General features: G+C 68.1%; 18 protein-coding genes and 1 pseudogene. 5 read left to right on the top strand and 14 right to left on the bottom strand.

Annotated elements, in window-relative coordinates; genetic code table 11:
- The 3 genes and pseudogenes from MVA01S_RS13705 to MVA01S_RS13700 all read right to left on the bottom strand — a co-directional run.
- Window positions 1–210, bottom strand: a pseudogene (locus MVA01S_RS13705) (HNH endonuclease signature motif containing protein); the annotation flags it as partial.
- A gap of 118 nt (window positions 211–328) precedes the next feature.
- Window positions 329–592 (bottom strand): hypothetical protein, encoded by a 264-nt coding sequence (locus tag MVA01S_RS32015; protein WP_081528976.1) that lies wholly within the window; start codon window positions 590–592, stop codon window positions 329–331.
- Window positions 589–1,746: a 3-ketosteroid-9-alpha-monooxygenase, oxygenase component gene (locus MVA01S_RS13700; RefSeq protein ID WP_003929052.1), complete on the bottom strand. Its 1,158-nt coding sequence runs from the start codon at window positions 1,744–1,746 to the stop codon at window positions 589–591. Before MVA01S_RS13700 ends, MVA01S_RS32015 begins: the two co-directional genes overlap by 4 nt.
- Window positions 1,747–1,884: 138 nt before the next feature.
- Between MVA01S_RS13700 and MVA01S_RS13695 the strand changes: the two genes are divergently transcribed.
- Window positions 1,885–3,561, top strand: a complete 1,677-nt coding sequence (locus MVA01S_RS13695) for a 3-ketosteroid-delta-1-dehydrogenase (RefSeq protein ID WP_003929053.1) — start codon at window positions 1,885–1,887, stop codon at window positions 3,559–3,561.
- 1 nt (window position 3,562) lies between these two features.
- On the opposite strand, the gene MVA01S_RS13690 is transcribed toward MVA01S_RS13695, so the two are convergent.
- On the bottom strand, window positions 3,563–4,180 hold the full coding sequence (locus MVA01S_RS13690; protein ID WP_390176134.1) for a PadR family transcriptional regulator: 618 nt from the start codon (window positions 4,178–4,180) through the stop codon (window positions 3,563–3,565).
- Between the two features lie 240 nt (window positions 4,181–4,420).
- Here MVA01S_RS13690 and MVA01S_RS13685 point away from each other — a divergent pair, with 240 nt between their 5' ends.
- The 3 genes from MVA01S_RS13685 to MVA01S_RS13675 all read left to right on the top strand — a co-directional run bounded on the left by MVA01S_RS13685 (window position 4,421) and on the right by MVA01S_RS13675 (window position 8,365).
- Window positions 4,421–5,980: an FAD-binding protein gene (locus MVA01S_RS13685; RefSeq protein WP_040540304.1), complete on the top strand. Its 1,560-nt coding sequence runs from the start codon at window positions 4,421–4,423 to the stop codon at window positions 5,978–5,980.
- A complete protein-coding gene (locus MVA01S_RS13680; protein ID WP_003929056.1) occupies window positions 5,977–6,588 on the top strand; it encodes a PaaI family thioesterase in 612 nt (203 codons plus the stop codon). Before MVA01S_RS13685 ends, MVA01S_RS13680 begins: the two co-directional genes overlap by 4 nt.
- Window positions 6,589–6,751: 163 nt before the next feature.
- The gene (locus MVA01S_RS13675; RefSeq protein ID WP_003929057.1) at window positions 6,752–8,365 is read left to right on the top strand and encodes an FAD-binding protein; all 1,614 of its coding nucleotides are present in this window, start codon (window positions 6,752–6,754) and stop codon (window positions 8,363–8,365) included.
- 29 nt (window positions 8,366–8,394) lie between these two features.
- Here the strand turns inward: MVA01S_RS13675 and MVA01S_RS13670 are convergent, their stop codons facing one another.
- The 3 genes from MVA01S_RS13670 to MVA01S_RS13660 form a co-directional block, all read right to left on the bottom strand.
- A complete protein-coding gene (locus tag MVA01S_RS13670) occupies window positions 8,395–8,919 on the bottom strand; it encodes a hypothetical protein (protein WP_003929058.1) in 525 nt (174 codons plus the stop codon).
- Window positions 8,916–9,485, bottom strand: coding sequence for an Rv1363c family protein (locus MVA01S_RS13665; protein ID WP_003929059.1), 570 nt, complete (start codon window positions 9,483–9,485; stop codon window positions 8,916–8,918). Before MVA01S_RS13665 ends, MVA01S_RS13670 begins: the two co-directional genes overlap by 4 nt.
- A gap of 102 nt (window positions 9,486–9,587) precedes the next feature.
- Entirely contained in the window at window positions 9,588–10,007 is a 420-nt protein-coding gene (locus tag MVA01S_RS13660) for an Rv2576c family protein (RefSeq protein ID WP_003929060.1), read from the bottom strand.
- A 125-nt stretch (window positions 10,008–10,132) separates the two neighbouring features.
- Here MVA01S_RS13660 and MVA01S_RS13655 point away from each other — a divergent pair, with 125 nt between their 5' ends.
- On the top strand, window positions 10,133–10,648 hold the full coding sequence (locus MVA01S_RS13655; protein ID WP_003929061.1) for an Rv2253/PknI dimerization domain-containing protein: 516 nt from the start codon (window positions 10,133–10,135) through the stop codon (window positions 10,646–10,648).
- A gap of 6 nt (window positions 10,649–10,654) precedes the next feature.
- Here the strand turns inward: MVA01S_RS13655 and MVA01S_RS13650 are convergent, their stop codons facing one another.
- The 7 genes from MVA01S_RS13650 to MVA01S_RS13620 are packed head-to-tail and all read right to left on the bottom strand — an operon-like array spanning window position 10,655 to window position 19,039.
- A complete protein-coding gene (locus MVA01S_RS13650; RefSeq protein ID WP_003929062.1) occupies window positions 10,655–12,202 on the bottom strand; it encodes an MCE family protein in 1,548 nt (515 codons plus the stop codon).
- Window positions 12,202–13,407 carry an MCE family protein gene (locus MVA01S_RS13645; RefSeq protein WP_040540311.1) on the bottom strand — a complete coding sequence of 402 codons (1,206 nt, stop codon included), beginning with the start codon at window positions 13,405–13,407 and terminating at the stop codon, window positions 12,202–12,204. Before MVA01S_RS13645 ends, MVA01S_RS13650 begins: the two co-directional genes overlap by 1 nt.
- The gene (locus tag MVA01S_RS13640) at window positions 13,407–14,876 is read right to left on the bottom strand and encodes an MCE family protein (protein WP_040540314.1); all 1,470 of its coding nucleotides are present in this window, start codon (window positions 14,874–14,876) and stop codon (window positions 13,407–13,409) included. The genes MVA01S_RS13645 and MVA01S_RS13640 overlap by 1 nt, the downstream gene beginning before the upstream one ends.
- Entirely contained in the window at window positions 14,873–15,955 is a 1,083-nt protein-coding gene (locus MVA01S_RS13635; protein WP_003929065.1) for an MCE family protein, read from the bottom strand. The genes MVA01S_RS13640 and MVA01S_RS13635 overlap by 4 nt, the downstream gene beginning before the upstream one ends.
- Window positions 15,955–16,986, bottom strand: a complete 1,032-nt coding sequence (locus MVA01S_RS13630) for an MCE family protein (RefSeq protein ID WP_003929066.1) — start codon at window positions 16,984–16,986, stop codon at window positions 15,955–15,957. The genes MVA01S_RS13635 and MVA01S_RS13630 overlap by 1 nt, the downstream gene beginning before the upstream one ends.
- Window positions 16,983–18,176, bottom strand: coding sequence for an MCE family protein (locus tag MVA01S_RS13625; protein ID WP_003929067.1), 1,194 nt, complete (start codon window positions 18,174–18,176; stop codon window positions 16,983–16,985). Before MVA01S_RS13625 ends, MVA01S_RS13630 begins: the two co-directional genes overlap by 4 nt.
- Window positions 18,177–18,190: 14 nt before the next feature.
- On the bottom strand, window positions 18,191–19,039 hold the full coding sequence (locus tag MVA01S_RS13620; RefSeq protein ID WP_003929068.1) for an MlaE family ABC transporter permease: 849 nt from the start codon (window positions 19,037–19,039) through the stop codon (window positions 18,191–18,193).
- Window position 19,040: the final 1 nt, after the last annotated feature.

The raw sequence follows: 19,040 nt of genomic DNA, 5'->3' as shown, positions 1-19,040 counted from the left end.
CTGCGGCGTCGCCTCGACCTGCAACCGCGCCAGCAACCGATGACCCACCGCCGGCAGCCGACACCACAACGTTTCCAGTTCATCCAGGGCCCCAACAAGATCGGGCCGAGTCAGCAGATCGACCTCACAGCCGGCCACCTCATCGAAGGCAGCCCGCAACGCGATCACCGCGTCCTGCAGGTCCCCGCTCGCCATGATTCGAACATACATTCGACCACCGACAAATTTCGCGCAGAACTGGTTGTTATCTCTCAGGACATCGGTGACAGTTCTGCATCAGGACATCGGTGACAGTTTGGGGTGGTCTCGACGTCCTGCTCCGCAACAACTAGGTGTCCGAGAGGACTCGCAGAACCCCCCGCAGCACCGCGGATTCGATAGATCCACGCAGGTCGACACATCCTGACAGGAAATGTCCAGCAGTCCCCCTCGCAACTCGACGCTCTTCACAGAGCGCTAGTGAAGCGGCATCCCACTGCACGCTGGTCTGCTCCCAGCTGCTCTTGCGCACCAGCACCCGCGCCCCGCATGTCCCGCAGTCCACCGGCTGCATGGGTGCATCAGCGAGCCGGTTGTCGGGGCGCACGCTCATTTGGTCAGGCCCACCAATTTCGGCAGTCGGCCCGCCGCCAGGTTCGCCTCGACCTCTTTCATCCACGCTTCCCGCGGACGGGTGGTGTCGATCTCGAACTCGAAGCGGTTCACCATGTCCGGGGTGACGTCGGCGGCGTCGACGTAGAACTGCTCGTACCACCGGCGCAGCTGGTAGACGGGGCCGTCCTCCTCGCACAGCAGCGGGTTGTCGATGCGGGCCTTGCGCCGCCAGATCGCGACGTCCTGCTCGAACCCCATCTTGACGAAGTCGCCCAGCGCGACGGCCATCTGCATCGCCGCGTCCTCGGGCAGCGCTTCCGACTTCTCCACCGTGATGCCGTACTGCAGCACAAAGGAATCGGCGTCGATCGGGTAGTGGCAGTTGAGCAGCACGGTGCGCTGATCGCCGTGCTCGTAGTGGTAGGTCAGGTCGTCGATCATGAAGGACGGCCCGTAGTAGGAGGCCACGGAGGTGGTGCCCAGGATCTTGGCGCCTTCCCCGCTGCCGAGGTCGGGTCGGGCGTCGCTGCGGTAGTACTGCGTGGCGACGTGGCCTTCGAAGATATTTTTGAACCCGGTGGGCAGCCCGCCGTGGATGTAGAAGAAGTGCGCCATGTCGACGACGTTGTCGATGATCTCGCGGCAGTTGGTGTTCACCACCGTGCTGTACCAGTGCCAGTCGGTCCAGCCGTCGGTGCCGATGCCCTCGATGTGCGGGATCGTCACGTCGGCCGGCGGCGCCTTCTTCTCCGGATCGTTCCAGACGAACAGCATGCCGTCCTGCTCCATGGTGGGCCACGTCGCGGTGCGCGCGAGCTTGGGCACGCGGCGGCTGTACGGAATCTGCTTGCAGCGACCATCGCCGCCCCACCGCCAGTCGTGGAACGGGCAGGCGATCTCGTTGCCCTTGACCTCACCGTCGGACAGGTCCCCACCCATGTGCCGGCAGTACGCGTCCAGGACGTTGGTCCTGCCGTCCTCGCCACGGAACACCACCAGTTTGGTGCCGAACGCGTTGATGGAATGCGGCTTCCCGTCACCGAGATCCCGTGTCAGCCCCAGGCAGTGCCAACCGCGCGCATACCTGGTCGGCGCGGCCTGCGCCTCGATCTGCCGGACGTCTGTGGCATTGTCGGGCTGCACCGAAGTCATCGCCGGTCATCCTCACTGTTGTTGCGTGCTGCTAGCGAAATTCCGTTGTAGCACCGGTGTTCCCGGATGAGCCGGGTGATGTTCCACTGACCGGGCATCACCGGGCACACGGTGGCCGACCACCCCGAGAATCGCCCGGTGACATCTCGGGAGAACATCACCGTCGATCTGCTGGTCGTCGGATCCGGCACCGGCATGGCCGCCGCCCTGGCGGCCCATGAGGCGGGCCTTTCGGCGTTGATCGTGGAGAAGACGCCGTATGTGGGCGGCTCGCTGGCCCGCTCCGGAGGCGCGTTCTGGATGCCGGGCAACCCGATCCTCACCGAGGCCCGTTCCGGGGACACCCTGGAGTTCGGCCGTACGTACCTCGACGGCCTGGTCGACGGCGACGCTCCCCTCGACCGGGCGCACGCCTTCGTGGAATACGGTCCTGCGACCATCGAGATGTTGCGCCGCACCACGACGATGAAGTTCCTCTGGGCCAAGGGCTACTCGGACTATCACCCGGAGAAGCCCGGCGGCAGCGCCGTCGGGCGCACCTGTGAATGCCGCCCGTTCGACACTGCGGTGCTCGGCGCCGAACTGGCCCGGCTGCGCCCGGGGGTCATGGAATCCGACTTCCCGATGCCGGTCACCGGCGCGGACTACCGCTGGTTGAACCTGATGGCCCGGACGCCGCGTAAGTCCTGGCCGCGCATCCTGCTGCGGGCGGCGCAGGGCATCGGCGGTCTGGCGCTGCGTCGCCGCTACGCCGCCGGCGGCCAAGCGCTGGCTGCCGGTCTGTTCGCCGGTGTCCTCGACGCCCGAATACCGGTGTGGACCGACTCGCCGGTCTCAACGCTGCTGGTCGACGGTGACCGGGTGACCGGCGCGGTGGTGGACCGCGACGGCACCGAGGTGCAGGTCACAGCGCGGCGCGGTGTTGTGCTGGCCGCAGGGGGTTTCGACCATCAGATGAGCTGGCGGCACAAGTTCCAGTCCGAGCAACTGGGCGAGCACCTCAGCCTCGGCTCCGAAGGCAACACCGGCGACGCGATCCGGCTGGCGCAGGATCTCGGCGCCGACACCGCGCTGATGGATCAGGCGTGGTGGTTCCCGGCGTTCGCCCCGCTGCCCGACGGCGACCCGACCGTCATGCTCGCCGAGCGGTCCCTGCCGGGGTGCCTGCTGGTCGACCAGAACGGCGAACGCTTCATCAACGAGGCCACCGACTACATGTCGTTCGGGCAGGAACTGCTCAGGCGCGAACAATCCGGCAACCCGGTGGACACCATGTGGATGGTGTTCGACCAGCGGTACCGAAACAGCTACCTCATGGCCGCAGAGCTGTTCCCGCGCATGCCGATCCCCCGGTCGTGGTACGACGCCGGGATCGCCCACCGCAGCGACGGTCTCACGGATCTGGCGCGGCGTATCGACGTCGCGCCGGAGACGTTCGCCGCGACGATCAACCGGTTCAACGCCTTGGCCCGGGCGGGCGTGGACGACGACTTCGGGCGGGGGGCCAGCGCCTACGACCGCTACTACGGTGATCCCACAGTCGACCCCAATCCCAATCTGCGGCCGCTGGATTCAGGACCGTACTACGCGGTCAAGGTGGTGCTCAGCGACCTGGGCACCTGTGGCGGGCTGCGCGCCGACGCCCGCGGCCGGGTCCTTCGTGAGGACGGTTCGGCGATGGAGGGGCTGTACGCGATCGGCAACACCGCCGCGAACACGTTCGGCAAGACCTATCCCGGCGCGGGTGCGACGATCGGGCAGGGTGTCGTGTTCGGCTACATCGCCGCCCGGCATGCCGCGGGCCGCCTCGCCTGAGTCAGTTTCCGGGTTCCCCGGTCTCGGGCTCGCGTTCTGCGGCGATCCGCCGCTCCACCTCGTACCAGTATTCGCGCACCGGGAACTCCACACCCGCCGGGCCGGACTCGCCGAAGGTCTCGTCGACGGCGTCGAGTTCCTTGATCATCTGCAGCGCCAGGTCACGCTCGGCCGCGTAGTACTGTTCCGACCACCGCAGGGCCAACCGCGCGTACGACCAGGCGGGCTGCTCACCGGTCCACCGCACCTCGGTGGCTGCGGCCTGGTGCATCTGCTCGGCGTAAGCGGCGTGGTCGGTGAGGATCTCCCGGAGCCGCCCGGGGTTGAGCAGGTGGCCCAGCATCACCCGCAGCAGCGGATTGTGTTTCAGGGTAGGCGGTTCCACGGATTCCTCGTTGGCCCAACGGGTGACCGCGACCAGACCGCTGTCGGTGATCTTGTACATCCGCCGGCTGCGGATGCCGGCGTCGACGCGCGAGGTGACCAGCCCGAGCCGTTCCAACCGCTTGAGTTCCGAGTAGATCTGGCTGTACGCCGGGCTGGAGTAGAAGAACTGAATGGCCCAGTTGATCCACTTCTTGATGTCGTAACCCGACAGTTCCGCACCGCCGGAGAGCATCCCGAGCAAGGCCCACCCGGTGGGCGACACATTCAGCCCACCAGGCGCGTTGTCGGACTCTTCCGTCACCGGCCAAGGCTAGCAACGAGCAGATCGCGGCGGCGCGTCACTACCGCTGACCGGGAGGGGGCGTTGCGCCACCGGTGGGGCCGGGCGACAGTGATCCGACACCGGGTCGACCTACACCGAGGAGGGGCATGACCGCTTGTCACGGCGGACACGGCGCGCTTGGCGGTGCCCGTGACTGATCCCGCCACCGGCTTCGATGCCGAGGTCGATGTCGTCGTGGCCGGTTCCGGCGGCGGTGTCGCGGGCGCCTACACCGCGGCGCGGGAGGGGCTGTCGGTGCTGCTGGTCGAGGCCACTGACAAGTTCGGCGGCACCACGGCCTACTCAGGCGGTGGCGGCATGTGGTTCCCGTGCAACCCGGTGCTGCTGCGCGCCGGGACCGACGACACCATCGACGACGCGCTGACCTACTTCCACGCCGTGGTCGGTGACCGTACCCCCCGTGCCCTGCAGGACGCCTACGTCCGCGGCGGCGCAGGACTGATCCACTACCTGGAACAGGATCCGGCTTTCGAGTTCGCCGCGCTGCCCTGGCCGGACTACTTCGGTTCGGCGCCGGGGGCGCGCGACGACGGCTACCGGCACACCATCCCGGTGCCGCTGCCCGACAGCGCGCTCGGCGAGTACGCCGGTCTGGTGCGCGGGCCGTTGGACACCGAACGTCTCGGCGCCCCCGCACCTGACCTGCTCGTCGGCGGACGGGCGCTGGTCGGCAGATTCCTCGCCGCGATGGCGCAACTGCCCGACGTCGCCTGCTGGCGCAACGCCACGCTCGCCGAACTGCTCACCGACGGTGACCGTGTCGTCGGAGCGGTGATCGACCACGGCGGCAACAGGATCCGCGTCCGGGCCCGGCGTGGGGTCCTGCTGGCCAGCGGCGGTTTCGAGCAGAACGCCGCCATGCGGTCCCAGTACGGCGTGCCAGGCAGCGCCGCCGACACGATGGGAGGGCCGGGCAGCACAGGCCGGGCGCACCGGGCCGCGATCGCGATCGGCGCGGACCTCGACCTGATGGACCAGGCATGGTGGTCGCCCGGGATGACGCATCCCGACGGACGCTCGGCATTCGCGCTGTGGTTCACCGGCGGCATCTTCGTCAACCAGGACGGCCGCCGCTTCGTCAACGAGTCCGCACCCTACGACCGGCTCGGACGCGAGGTCATCCGGCAGATAGACGACGGCACAACGCGTTTGCCGTTCTGGATGGTCTACGACAACCGCGCCGGAGCCGTGCCGCCGGTCGGCGCGACCAACGTGTCGATGGTGGATCCGCAGCAGTACCGCGCCGCTGGACTGTGGCACAGCGCCGACACCATCGCCGGGCTGGCCGACGCCATCGGGGTCCCGGCCGACGAACTGGAAGCGACCATCGAGCGGTTCAACAAGCTCGCCGCAGCCGGAGTCGACGAGGACTTCGGCCGCGGCGCCGAGGCCTACGACAGGGTGTTCACCAACGGTGAATCACCGTTGGTCCCGATCGACACCCCGCCGTATCACGCGGCCACCTTCGGGTTGTCCGACCTCGGCACCAAGGGCGGACTGCGCACCGATACCCGGGCGCGGGTCCTGACCACCGAGGGCGTCCCGATCCCGGGGTTGTATGCGGCAGGCAACACCATGGCCGCGGTGTCGGGCACCACCTACCCCGGCGGCGGGAACCCGATCGGCGCGTCACTGCTGTTCAGCCATCTCGCGGCGCTGGACATGGCCGGCCGGGACGGCGAAGGGTGAACGCACCCCTGGACCCCGAACAGGCCCGCCGCACCGAGGAACTGTACGCGCCGCTGACCCGGTCGCTGCGCCGGCTCGTCGACGTGACGATCCGCAGCGAGGCAGGCGACGCCGACGTGAAGCGGGCTCACCGACTGATCGACGAGGCCGCCGAGTTGCTGGGTGGCCGGCTGCATCCTGAGCCGCACCCGGTGCGGACCACCACCGAGGGCAGGTTTCTCACCTGGGGCAACGTGGCGATCGGGACGCGCAACGCGATCGCTCCCCCGCTGGACCTCCGTCGTGACGAGACCGGAAGGGTGACAACAGATGTGGCGCTGGGCTCAGCCTACGAGGGCCCGGCCGGCCACGTCCACGGCGGAATCTGCGCTCTGCTGCTCGACCACATCCTGGGCGCCACCGCACACCGGCCGGGAAAACCCGCGGTCACCGGCACCCTGACCATCCGATATGTGGCGCCCACGCGCCTGGGCCCGCTGCACGTGGAGGCGTGGGTCGACCGGGACACCGAGTCCAAAACCTTTGCCTGCGGCCACATCACCGACGAGAACGGGGTGGTGTCCGTGGAGGCCGAAGGTGTGTTCATCCGACCGAAAGCGAAGTCATGACCCCAGGCCCCCGTACCGCGAGCGTGCGGGTCTGCAGGCGACACGCCGCGGAAATCCCCGAGAACACGCACGCTCACAACGCGACAGACCCCGAGAGACCGCGGCACGCCGACACCCGCCGCCGCGCGCTCGACGACAAGTCTGTTGCCTGACGGGAGTTTCCATGAGTACAGGACGTGACTTCGACGTCATCGTGGTCGGCTTCGGCGCTGCAGGAGCCGCGGCGGCGATCGAGGCGGCCGACCGCGGCGCACGCGTGCTCGTGGTCGACCGCGGATACGGTGGCGGCGCCACGGCGTTGTCCGGCGGAATCGTCTATGCCGGCGGCGGAACAGCCGAACAACGCGCCGGCGGATACACCGACAGCACCGAGGACATGCTGGCCTACCTTCAGCAGGAAGTCGGCGACGCCGTCACCCCCGAGACCCTGACGAGGTTCTGCGAACAGAGTCCCGCCCTGATCGAATGGCTGAAGGCCCAGGGTGTTCCGTTCCGGGGCAGCCCGGTCTCGTCGTACAAGACCTCGTATCCCACCGACGACCATTACCTGTACTACTCCGGCAACGAGAAGGCTCACCCCTATGTGACGGCGGCGCGTCCCGCCCCGAGGGGGCATCGCGTCGTCTCGCCCGGCATGAGCTCGGGCCGAACCCTTTTCGAGAATCTTCGGCGCTCCGCCGAGGCCAAGGGAGTAACCGTCCTCCCGCTGGCCCGGGTGCACGCCCTGATCACTGCCGACGACGGCCGAGTCACCGGGGTGCGCTACCGCGCGATGGACCTCAACCACAAGCACGTCCGCAGGCATGCGGCGCTGACGAAGGTGACGGGCAAGGTCGGCAATTGGCTACCCGGCGTCGTCAGGGGCGTGGTGGCGCACACCGAAAGACTCTGGGACACCGCGGCGGTCGACGGCGAAGCCCACGCCGACGCCGTGATCCTGGCCGCCGGAGGGTTCGTCTACAACCGGGAATGGATGCAGCGGTTCGCACCGAAGTTCATGAAGGTCTCACCGCTGGGCACCGCCGGCGACGACGGAACCGGCATCGCGCTGGGGCTGGAGGCCGGCGGCATCGCCGACAAGATGAGCAACGTCACGGCCTGGCGGTTCCTCGCACCCCCCAGTGCTTTTCTGGAAGGGCTCACCGTCGGCGAGGACGGACGACGCATCGCGAACGAAGACCTGTACGGGGCGACGCACGGTGATGTGATGATGCGGGAGTTCGGGGGCTCCGGGTGGGCGGTCTACGACGCCGCGACGTGGCGGAAGGTGCGATCCCAGATCCGCGAGCAGACGCAGCTGTTTCAACGTCTCCAGCTGATCTACCTGCTGACGACCGGTCACAAGAAGGCCGGGTCGATCGAGGAGATCGCGGCGAAGAGCGGCATCGATCCCGCCGGACTGCGCCGAACGGTCGACGTCTATCGGAAAGGTCTGCTCAGCGGCGCGGGCGATCCCGCGCACAAGGAGCGCGATCTGTGCGCGAGCATGAGCAACGGGCCGTACTACTCGATCAACATCTCGGCGGACTCTTCGATGTTCTTCCCCATCCCGGGGCTCACGCTCGGCGGACTCGTGGTCGACGAGGCCACCGGCGAGGTCGTGCACCGGGACGGTGGCACAGTGCCCGGCCTGTATGCCGCCGGCCGTAACGCAGTGGGTATCTGCTCCAACAGTTATGTGAGCGGATTGTCGATCGCAGACTGCATTTTCAGCGGCCGCCGGTCGGGCGCCGACGCCGCCACGAAGACGGTGACCACCGACGCGAAACCGGCGTGACGGACATCGCCGGTCCCTGGCGTCGTGCCCTACACGGGATCCAGTGCGGAGATGCGCCAGTCGCCCTCGACCTTGGTCGCGCTCACGATGACGCTGCTGGCCGTCACCGCGGGCTCCGGTCGCTCGCGGCTGGTCGTCGCCTGATTCAGGAACACGAGGACCTTGGCCTGATCGGGATGAAGTTCTATCAGGGCTGAATCGATGACGCGGGCTTGGGCTGTGACGCCGCGCTCGCGTGCCGCGGGTGCGACGACGTTCTCGGTGAATTTTCCGTAGTACGTCGCGAACTCGCCGGTCGTCAACGATCCTGTGGCGCTGAGGTCGGTGTCGATGGTGCCGGGGCCGTACGACAGCAGGGCCTCGGTCGCCTCGGAGACCGCCTCCACCACCGCTTCTTCCGCGGCGGGAGTTGTCTGGCGGTCGACGCGGTACTGCGTGACGTAGAGCGTCGTCAGCACCGTGGCCGAGGCGATCAACAGAGCCGACACGACGAGCAGACGCCAGCGGGACACCGGAGGCCGGGCCGTGCGCCGGGGAGCACTATCGACGGTCACTGGAGGAACTCGACTTTCGACATCTTGATCCGGTCTCCGTCGCGCTGCAGGTCCACGGCGAGCCGCCAACTGCGCGGGGCTTCGGCGACACCGTCGGCGGTGGTCACCGTGGATGTGGCCGCGACCAGGACCACCGCCGATTCCGTGGTGGCCGATCGCACGGCTGCGGCGTTCGCGGTGGCCTTCGTGGTGACCCCGGCATCGGTCGACAACTGGACGAAGTCCTCGGCACCGCTCTGGAATTCGGTACGGAACGGATCGGCAGAGTTGTCGAGGATGCGCTGCACACCGGCCTGCGGGTCGCGGAAGTCGATCGACATCAAGGTGACGACGATCTGTTTCGCGGCGGCGACGAACTCGGCCCGGTTCTGCTGATCCCGCGCCTGGTTGCGGTGCTCCCACAGGATGTGGCCGCTGGCTGCCGCCATGACGACCGAGCACAGCACCGCCGCGACACCGGCCACGACCGGCCACCGCGGCCGGCGGCGACCGCCGGAGGTAACCGGGCCCACGGCTTCCACCTGCTCAGCTTCTGCCTGCGGGGCCTCTGCGTCGACCTTCGACATCTGTGCATTCCCTTCGTCCCCGGCTGGTGCGGCGACCCTTCGACGGCACGGTAAGACCCGCCGCCGCAGTGCCGGCGGCGCCTTCCCACCCAGCGGGCGGCGTCACCAGTGCCGCAGTGAGCACAGTGCGCCCCGCGGCCCTTCCCCGGTGGCGACCACCACCCCGTCGACGGCCAGCTCGCACCTGATCTGGGGGTCCCCCACATGCGGTCCAGCGGTCGCCGACACCATCGCCCAGCGGTCCGCGTCGACCAACGCCACGCTGAGCACCCACGGCTGGTGGGGTCCGATGTCGACCCGCGCCTTCGGGCTGAAGCGGTACGGGTTGTGGCTGTAGTCGGCCCAGGTCGGCGGATCGGTGTCGCGGTAGTAGATCTCGGCGGTGACCGCCTGCATCGAGGTCACGGTGTAGGTGACCTGTCGCAGCGCAGGCGGGTCGGCCTGTACGGCCGGCGCCGACACGAGCAGTCCGGCGGTCAGCGATGCCGCGACGGCGATCTCCTTGTGCACGCCGGACAGCATGGCAGCGGTATCGCCGGAGTCGGTTCGGGTAGTCCGCTCAGCGGAAACCGGCCCGTCGCACCGCACGCCCCGGTGTTAGCCTCGTGCGCCGCCGGCGTCTGCCGTCGACGGGGTGAGGAGCAGCCATGATCCGGGTACCTGCGCTGGCGACCACCGTCGCCGCGATGGCGATCTGCGGTGTGACGGCGGGCCTGCCGACAGCGGCAGCGGACACTCCGGACTGGGGCCTCAACGGCACCTACGTCGCCACGTCCAACGGCGAACGGGCCCGGAAGAACGAGGTGTTCTACGCCCAGGCCAGCCTGCGCAGCACCTGGACGATCCGGACGCAGTGCAGCTATCCCGGCGAGTGCACGGGCACAGTCGACAGCGAATGGGGTTGGAGCGCACCGATCTACCAGAAGAGCGGCGTCTGGTACGTCAAGCACACCGTCGAGAACTGGATCCCCTGCCCCGACGGGAGTTCGGCGCCCGGCCTTCAGGTTTTCCGGTTCAAGGCGATGAACGCCGAGGGCGCGGTGGCCGACCCGACGTCGGACACCCTTGTCGGCGAGGACATCACCACCGGGGTCAGCGGCGCCTGCGGGGTGAACAGGCCGGTGTACATCAACATGCCGTTCAAACTGGTCAAAATCGGCTGAGCCTGCTCACCTGGGGAACAGGTCCTGCCAGCCCGCGGGTGCCGCGGCCGCGAGGTTCGACGCCGCAAGATTCGACGCCGCAAGGTTCGACGCCGCAAGATTCGACTGCGTGAACACGGTCCCGTCCGGGGCTGCGACCTGTCCGCTCTCCGGGTTGTAGGTGGCGACCGCGACCGACGGCCCGCCGTCCGCGGTGTCGACAGCGCTGGGCGCGACGGGAAGCGCACCACCGCCTGCCGGGGCGGGCATCGGCGTGCCCGCGGGCGGCCCGAAGATCCCCTCGTCCAAGGTGACCCGGTCGTCGAGCGGGACGCCCTGCGCGATCAGCGCGGGATCGATCGGGTACGGCCCGGTCACATGCTGGCGCATCGCCAGCGGCTCGAACGGCCGGTCGCTCTCGCAGATCTCGACTGTGGGGGCCCGCTTGCCGGGCTGCTCCATGCACGGGAAGTTCCTGGTGCCGCGCACACCGATCGACGAATCCTGCGGCAGCTTGCAGTACAGACCGTCGGGGGTGTCCACGTCGGACAGGTCCGCCGGGGACCGCCACGACGACGGCGGCAGGAAGCCGACCGTACAGGCGGGCGGATCCCCCAGCGTGAGACTGAATTCCGACAGCGCCATGCCCGTCGGGTTGTTCAGCGACGAACCGTAGGACTGGGTCGCGGCCAGATACGGCGGCAGCAGCACCAGCAGCTGTTCCAGCGACGGATGGAAGGCGACACCGACCTGTCCGACGGTGGTCAGATTGGCCATCAGCACCGGCAGTGTCGGTTTGACGTCCGCAAGCAGTCGACTCGCTTCGTTGGCGGCTTCCGGACCGGTCTGCAGGATGGTCCGCACCGCCTGGTCGTCGTCGGCGACCTGCCGGGTGATCCCGGCCAGGCTGCGCGCCCACGTGGTGATCGCGTCGGTGCTGTCGGCCTGGCCGTCGAGCAGCGGCCGGCTGTCGTCGATCAGGGTGCGGACCTGGTCACCGGTGGCGTTGGCGTCGGCGGCCAGTCGTGCCGAGGAGTCGAACAGTGAGCCGAGTTCGTAGCCGGTTCCGTTGAGCGCCTTGAACGATTCGTCGAGAAGACCGGTCAGCGTGCCGGTGGGGATGCTGTCCACGAGGCCGCTCATCTGGTCCAGCATCGGCCCGACGGCCTGCGGAATCGAGGTCCGGTCACCGGTGATCACCGAACCGTCCTCCAGGAAGGGACCGTCGTCCGAGCTCGGCTCGAGGTCGACGTACTGCTCGCCGACCGCGGAGACGCTGCGCACGTTGGCTTTGAGGTCGGCCGGGATCCGGGGCGACGTCGTCAGCGACATGGTGACCGTGACGCCCTCGCTCGTCGGCCGGATGCCGGTGACCTTGCCGACCTCGACGCCGCGGTAGGTGACGTTCGAGAACTCGTACAGGCCGCCGGTGGTCGGTAGGTGCAGGGTCACCGCGATGCGGCCGATGCCGAGCAGCATCGGGGCCTGCAGGTAGCCGAACACCATGGTCGTAAGCCCCACCACGGAGGCGATCGAGAACACGATCAACTGGATCCGGACGAAACGTGTCAGCATCAGTTGCCGCCTTCGGCAGGTTGCCCGCCCGTCGCCGGCGGATCGATGAGCGGGGGCATCGTCGCCACCTCCGCCGGGACCGGTGTCACCGGGGCCCGCAGCGGGTCCAGCGTGTACGACGAGTACCACGGATCGCCGGGCGCCGGCACCAGGGAGGCGCCGGGCTCACCCCACCGGGTGCCGAGCAGCATGCCGCGCTTGAGGCGCGGGATCGTGAAATCGAAGACGATGAACTGATTCATGTAATCGCCCCGGATGCCCCGGTCGATGAACTCCTGCGTGTACGGATAGGTCGGCAGGTACGACAGTGCCGTCGCCAGGTCTGGCCCGACGTCGGCGAGGGCACGCACCGCCGGCTCGAGGTTGCGCAGATTGCGCACGATGTCGTCCTGCGATTCGTCGATCAGATACGTTGCGGTGTCGCTGAACTCGCCGAGTTTCTGCATCGCGGTCACGATCCGAGGCCGTTGCCGGTTGAGCACCTCCAGGGCTTCGGGGATCCGCTTCAGTGCCGCGGTGAGCACTTCCCGCTGGCCGGCGAACGTCGCGGTCAGCCGGTGCAGCGCGTCGATCGTGGCGTTGATGTTGTCGCGCTGGCCGTCGAGGATGCCGACGACGTCGTTCATCCGGGTGAGCAGGCTGCGGATCTGGTCCTGGCGCCCGTCGAGTGCGGCGCTGAAATTGCTGATGATGTCACCGATCTGGGTGAGCCCGCCACCGTTGACGACCACCGACAGCGAGGACAGGGTCTGCTCGGTCGACGGATAGGTCGACGATCGGTTCAGCGGGACCTCCGCGCCCGGCTGCAGTCTGCCCGCCGGTTCCTCCCCGACGGGCGGGTCGAGGGCCACGTGCATCGAGCCGAGCAGGCTGGTCTGCCCGACGGTGGCGACGGCGTTGGCCGGCACCACCACGTCGGGTTTCACCGAGACGTCGACCTCGGCGTGCCAGTCCTGGAACGTCATGTCGCGCACCGCGCCGACCACGACATCGTTCAGCATGACCGGTGAATTGGATTCCAGCGAGCCCACATTGGCGAGTTTGAGGCGATAGACGACGGCGTCCGGTCCGGTGCCGACGGTGCCCGGGAGTGGAAGCGAGTTCAGGCCCCTGAACTCACCGACGGAGCACCCGGTGGCGGTCAGCGCCACAGCACATGCCAGCGCCGCCCATCGGCGCGTCTGCCTGCTGGAGGGACGTGCCATCACGGGTTCCCTTCTGACGGCGTCGCCGCGGCCTCGGCGGGCAGCATCATCTCGGCGATGGAGGTCGGCTTCGGCTGCGCGGGTGGCGGGCCGGGCACCCCGGGTGGGATCGGCGCGCCGGGATACAGCGCAGGCGACGGGTTGGCGGGCAGACCGCCGGGTGCGAAAGCGCCGGGCCGGCGTGGTGGGTCCGTCCATCCCGGCGGCGGCGGAACGTCTCCGGCGCCGGTGTAGGCGGACACCGCAGGGGGCATCTCGGCCGGCGCAGGCGGGGTCCCTCCTCCGCCCGGGGCGAGCCCGGGCTCGGAGTAGATCACGTTCTGCGGCGCCGGCCCCAGGTAGGCGTTGAACGGCATCGGCAGGTAGTTGAAGTTCATCAACCGAAGCGCGGGACCGAGGTACTGCGCGCACGCCTTGCCGGACTCTTCGGCGGTGACGTTCTCGACCGCGGCGATCGACGAGCAGATCAGCGACACGGGGTTGGCGAAGTTGTTCATCGCGAAGGAGCCGCGCGGCCCCCCGGTGTCGGGGTTGTAGATGTTGTAGCCGTTGACGAGCGCGTTCGGCGCGGCATGCAGGATGTTCTTGAGCACCATGCTGTCATCGGCCAGTACCTGCGTGACACTGGCGAGGCGCTGCACCTGTTCGGCGGTCTGGCTTCTCGATCCCTCGACGAATCGCCGGACCTCGCCGACGGCTTCGGACAACTTGGTGATGGCTGAGTTGAGTTCGGAACGGCTGCCGTCGACCACACCGGTGACGTCGGCCAGCCGGTCCTGGAACTGGACGATCTGGACGTTGCTGTCGCGCAGCGCAGTGACGAACGTCTGCAGATGCGTGATGACCTCGACGATGTCGCCGCTGCCCTCGCCCAGGATGCGCCCGACGCCGGAGAGCTGGGTGATGGTGTCGCGCAACTTGTCCCCGTTGCCGTCCATCGCGTCGGCGGTGGTGTCGATGAACCGTCCCAGCGAGGTCTCCGAGACGCCGCCGCGCGGCCCGAGTTCGGTGGCCAGACGGGTCAGCTGCTCCTTGATCTCATCCCACTCCACCGGGACCGCGGTGCGGTCCTGCCCGATCTCGCCGCCGTCGACCATGGTCGGCCCGCTGGTCTCCGGTGTGGCGCCCCATGCGGGGGTCAACTGGACATACCGGGCCGACACCAGGTTGGGGGCGACGATGATCGCCTCGGCTTCCACCGGGATCGGCACGTCACGGTCGATGGCCAGCGTCAGCTTGGCGCGGGTGCCCTGCGGTTCGATGGACTCGATAGTGCCCACCCGCACACCGGCGACCCGCACGTCGTCTCCGGCGTAGATCGCTGTCGCCGAACGGAAATACGCCACCACGGTGTACGGGCTGAAGAAGTGCCGGTACACGATCACGCCGGCGCCCGCCACGGCGATCACCGCCAGCGCGGCCAGCAGCAACGCCCGCACGCGCGGCGCCTGCTTCACTCGTCCGGTCATCGCGACCCTCCGGGGATACCGTTGTAGGGCCAGGGGAACTCGGCGCGCGGCCCGGCATTGTCCGGGGGTTGCCCGGCATTCACGCCGCGGCGGAAGCCCAGCGCGTAGTCCAGGAACGGCTGGATCGCCGGTCCGGGCAGCAGATTCGACGCGAACCCGTTGTAGTAGAACCCGTTGTTCACGGCCTCACCCTGAGTCACCTGGTACTTGGCGAGACCCTTCAGGGAGGCTGTGATGTTGTCCCGGTTGCGTTCGAGCATCTCCGCGACCGTGTTCAGCTTCTCCAGTGTGGGCGCGAGTTCCTGCTCGTTGTCGGCCACCATCCCTGACAGTTGTTGAGCCACCGCGGTGGTACTCGCGAGGAGGTTGACGATCGCGTACCGGCGTTCCTGCAGCACTGCCAGCAGGTCGTTGGCGTTGAGCAGCAACGTGTTGACCTGGGCGCTGCGCTCGGACAGCACCCCGGTGACGTCGGCGGCGGCGTCCAGCAGCGCGCCGAGCGACTCGTTGCGGCTGTTCAGCGATTTCGACAGCCGCGACACCCCGTCGAACGTCGGCGCCAGCTGCGGCGCGATCCGTTCGATGGTGTCGGACAACGTGTCCAGTGACTGGTTGATCGCGGCCGTGTCGGTGGCTTCGGTGTTCGAGGTGAACTCCCCCACCGCGTCGGTCAGCGTGTAGGGCGAACCTGTGCGGGTCAGCGGGATGACGCCCATCGTGCCGAGGCTCTCGCCGCCCGACGGTTTGAGCACCAGCACCCGTTCCCCCAGCACGGTCGAGATGCCCACCGTGGCGGTGGTGTCGCGGCCGACGCGCACCGAGCTGTTCACCGAGAACGTGACGAGTGCGGTGCCCCGCTCGAGTTCCACGTCGGAGACCGAGCCCACCGTCACCCCCGAGACCTTCACGTTGTTGCCCGCCGTCAGTCCGCCGGCTTCGGCGAACACCGCCTGGTATCGCACCGACGTCGCCATCGCCCACAGCTGCTGGGGCTGCAGGCCGACGATGATCACCAGCGCGATGAGGACGGCGCCGAGGAAACCGGCTCGGATGAGCGACGATCCGCGGTACTTCTGCATCAGGGCTCACCGCACCTTCCGGTGTTCTGGATGACCCACGGGAAGTGCGCGGTCCTTCCCTGAAGGTCGCTGACCCGGATCGAGACACCGCAGATGTACAGGTTCAGCCAGCTTCCGTAGGAGCCCAACCGGACCAGTTTGCGATAGTTCTGCGGGGTTTTCTGCAACGCCAGATCCAGTCGGGCCAAGTCGGTTTCGTTCGACAGCAGCGGCGCCAACCGGTTCAACTCGTCGACCGTGCCTGCCAGCGGCGGCCGGGCCTCGGTCAGCAGACCGGCCAGCGACGCGGTGCCGTCGTCCAGCGCGGTGATGGCGTCACCGATGGGGTCGCGCTCCCGGGCCAGGCCGGTGGCCAGCTGTTCGAGCTGGTCGACGGCGACGGAGAAGTTCTCCCCGTCCGCGGCGACCGTGGTGAGGGTGTCGTTGAGGGTGTCGATGAGTCGCTCGACGGTCTGCCCGTTGTCGGCCAGCGCATTGGTGAACGAGGACGTTCTGCTGAACAACGACTCCAGGTTTCCGCCCTGCCCTTGCAGGATCTGGATCAGCGAGCTGGTCAGCGCATTGACGTCATCGGGGTTCAGGCCCCGGATGACGGGCTTGAGCCCGCCCAGCAGCAGATCCAGACTCAGCGCGGGTTCGGTGCGTTCCACACCGATCCGGGAGCCGGGTGGCTGGATCTTCGCCGTGCCGGGTTCGTCGAGAAGCTCCAGATAACGGTCGCCGACGAGGTTGAGGTACCGCACGGCGACCTTGGTGCTCTCGGTGAGCCTGACGTGGTCGTCGGCGTCGAAATCGACCACCACGGTGCCGTCGCCCTGCAGCGCGACCGCGTTGACCGTGCCGACCCGAATCCCGGCTGCCCGCACCGAATCTCCACGCTCCAGGCTGGAGGAGTCGGTGAGAACGGCCGAGTACCGGTTGGTCGATCCCGACCGGTACTCGCCGAAGATCATGAAGAGTCCGACGGTCAGCAGCACCATCGTCAGCCCGAACGCCGCGAACTTCGTCGCAGCCCTGCCCACCTCGGTCATCCGGGATGTCCGATCTGTCCGCCGTTGCGCGGCGGCCCGTCGATCGGGCCGAACAGCAGTTGTTTGAGGCCGTCGGAATTCAGCACGATGCCCTGGTTTCCGTATTGCGCGGGGTTGGCGTTGACGTCGGTGATCACGAACGGCGGACTCTTCTGGAAGCCGACCTTCGGCAGGTCCGTGCACTGAGGACCGCCCTTGGCCGCGACCTTCGGCAGGTTCTGCGGGTAGCGGTAGCGTTCCTGGCCCAGCACGACGGTCTGCAACAGCAGACCGCCCGGCACCGGCGTTCCGGGCGCTTTGGCCAGTTGGACCGCGCCGCCGAGTCCGCAGTTGAGCGCCTCGTGGTACTGGTTCAGCAGGTCGGTGGTGGGCACCAGCAGTTCCATCACGTCGCTGATGGCCTGACTGTTGCCGCCCAGCACCTCGTTGCCGATGTCGGACAGCCCGATCACGCTGACCAGCAGCGTGTCCAGGTGTTCCTGTTCGGCCACCAGGGTCTGGCCGACGGTGGTGGCGGCCTCGACGGTGTCGACGAGATCCTGCGCGACATCGGCGTAGGTGCCGATGACCGTGGGGGCGACCGAGAGTTCATGCTCCATGGCAGGCAGGCTCGGTTCGATCTTGGCCAGGAAGGCGTCGAAGTCGGACATGGTCTGCCCGATCTGGTCGCCGCGACCGTCCAGGGCGGTGGCCAGCGCGCCGAGGGTCTGGTTGAGTTTGGCGGGCTCGATCTTGGCCAGCACCGAGGACAGTTGTTCGAACACCGTGTTGATCTCCACGGTGACGTGCTCGGCATTCAGGGTCTGGCCGGCCTGCAACGGCTGTCGCGAGGACTCGGCCGGGGGCACCAGATCCACGTACTTCGATCCGAACACCGTCGACGAGGCGATGTCGACCCGGACGTCCGACGGGATGATGTCGAGGTAGGACGGGTCCATCGCCAGATGGATCGCGGCGCCGCCGCCCGGGAGCGTCTCGATGGACTTCACCGAACCGACCTGCGCGCCATGCCATTTGACTTTGGCATCGGCGTTCATCACCAGGCCTGCCCGGTGTGACAGGACGGTGACGGGAACCGTGCTGGTGAAACTGCCGCGGAACAGGCCCACCGCGACCGCGATCACCGCGGCGACTGCGAGCACGGTGGCCAGGCCGATCAGTGGGCGTCCGGAACGCCGATTCGCTGCCATCAGTTGCTCCCCCGCTAACCCGACAGGTTGAAGTTGCCGTTGGCGCCGTAGATCGACAGGGACACCAGCAGCGTCACCGAGATCACGACGATCAGCGAGGTCCGGACGGCGTTACCGACCGCCACACCCACCCCTGAAGGTCCGCCGCTGGCGAAGTAGCCGAAATAGGTGTGCACCAACAGGACTGCGATCGCCATCAGGATCGCCTGGAGGAACGACCACAGCAGGTCCCTGGGGTTGAGGAACGTGGTGAAGTAGTGGTTGTACAGGCCTGCCGACTGCCCGAACAGCACCACGGTGGTCACCTTGCTCGCGGCGAACGACAGGATCACCGCGATCGAGTACAGCGGCGCGATCGCGATCATGCCTGCGACGATGCGGGTACTGACGAGGTATTCGACGGGCCGGATCCCCATCGTCTCCAGCGCGTCGATCTCCTCGTTGATGCGCATCGCGCCCAGCTGGGCGGTCACGCCGGCGCCGAAGGTGGCGGCCAGTCCGATGCCGGCCACCACCGGCGCGGAGATGCGCACGTTGATGAACGCGGCCAGAAAGCCGGTGAGCGCTTCGATGCCGATGTCGCCGAGCGAGCTGTAGCCCTGCACGGCCAGGGTGCCACCGGCGGCCAAGGTCAGGAAGCCGACGATCACGACCGTGCCGCCGATCATCGCCAGAGTGCCTGCACCCATGCTGATCTCGGCGATCAGCCGCACGATCTCACGCCGGTAGTGCACCGCTGCATGGGGCACACCGGCCAGCGCGCGGCCGTAGAACGCCGTGTGGTCCCCGATCCGTCCCAGGGTGTCGACCGGCCGGCCGACCTGCTGGGCCAGCCGCGGGTTCAGTGCGCGTATCGCCGCCATC

It is taken from the genome of Mycolicibacterium vaccae NBRC 14118 = CIP 105934 (assembly GCF_001552715.1).
GTDB lineage: Bacteria > Actinomycetota > Actinomycetes > Mycobacteriales > Mycobacteriaceae > Mycobacterium > Mycobacterium vaccae.
This window is presented reverse-complemented; position numbering and strand designations above follow the sequence as displayed.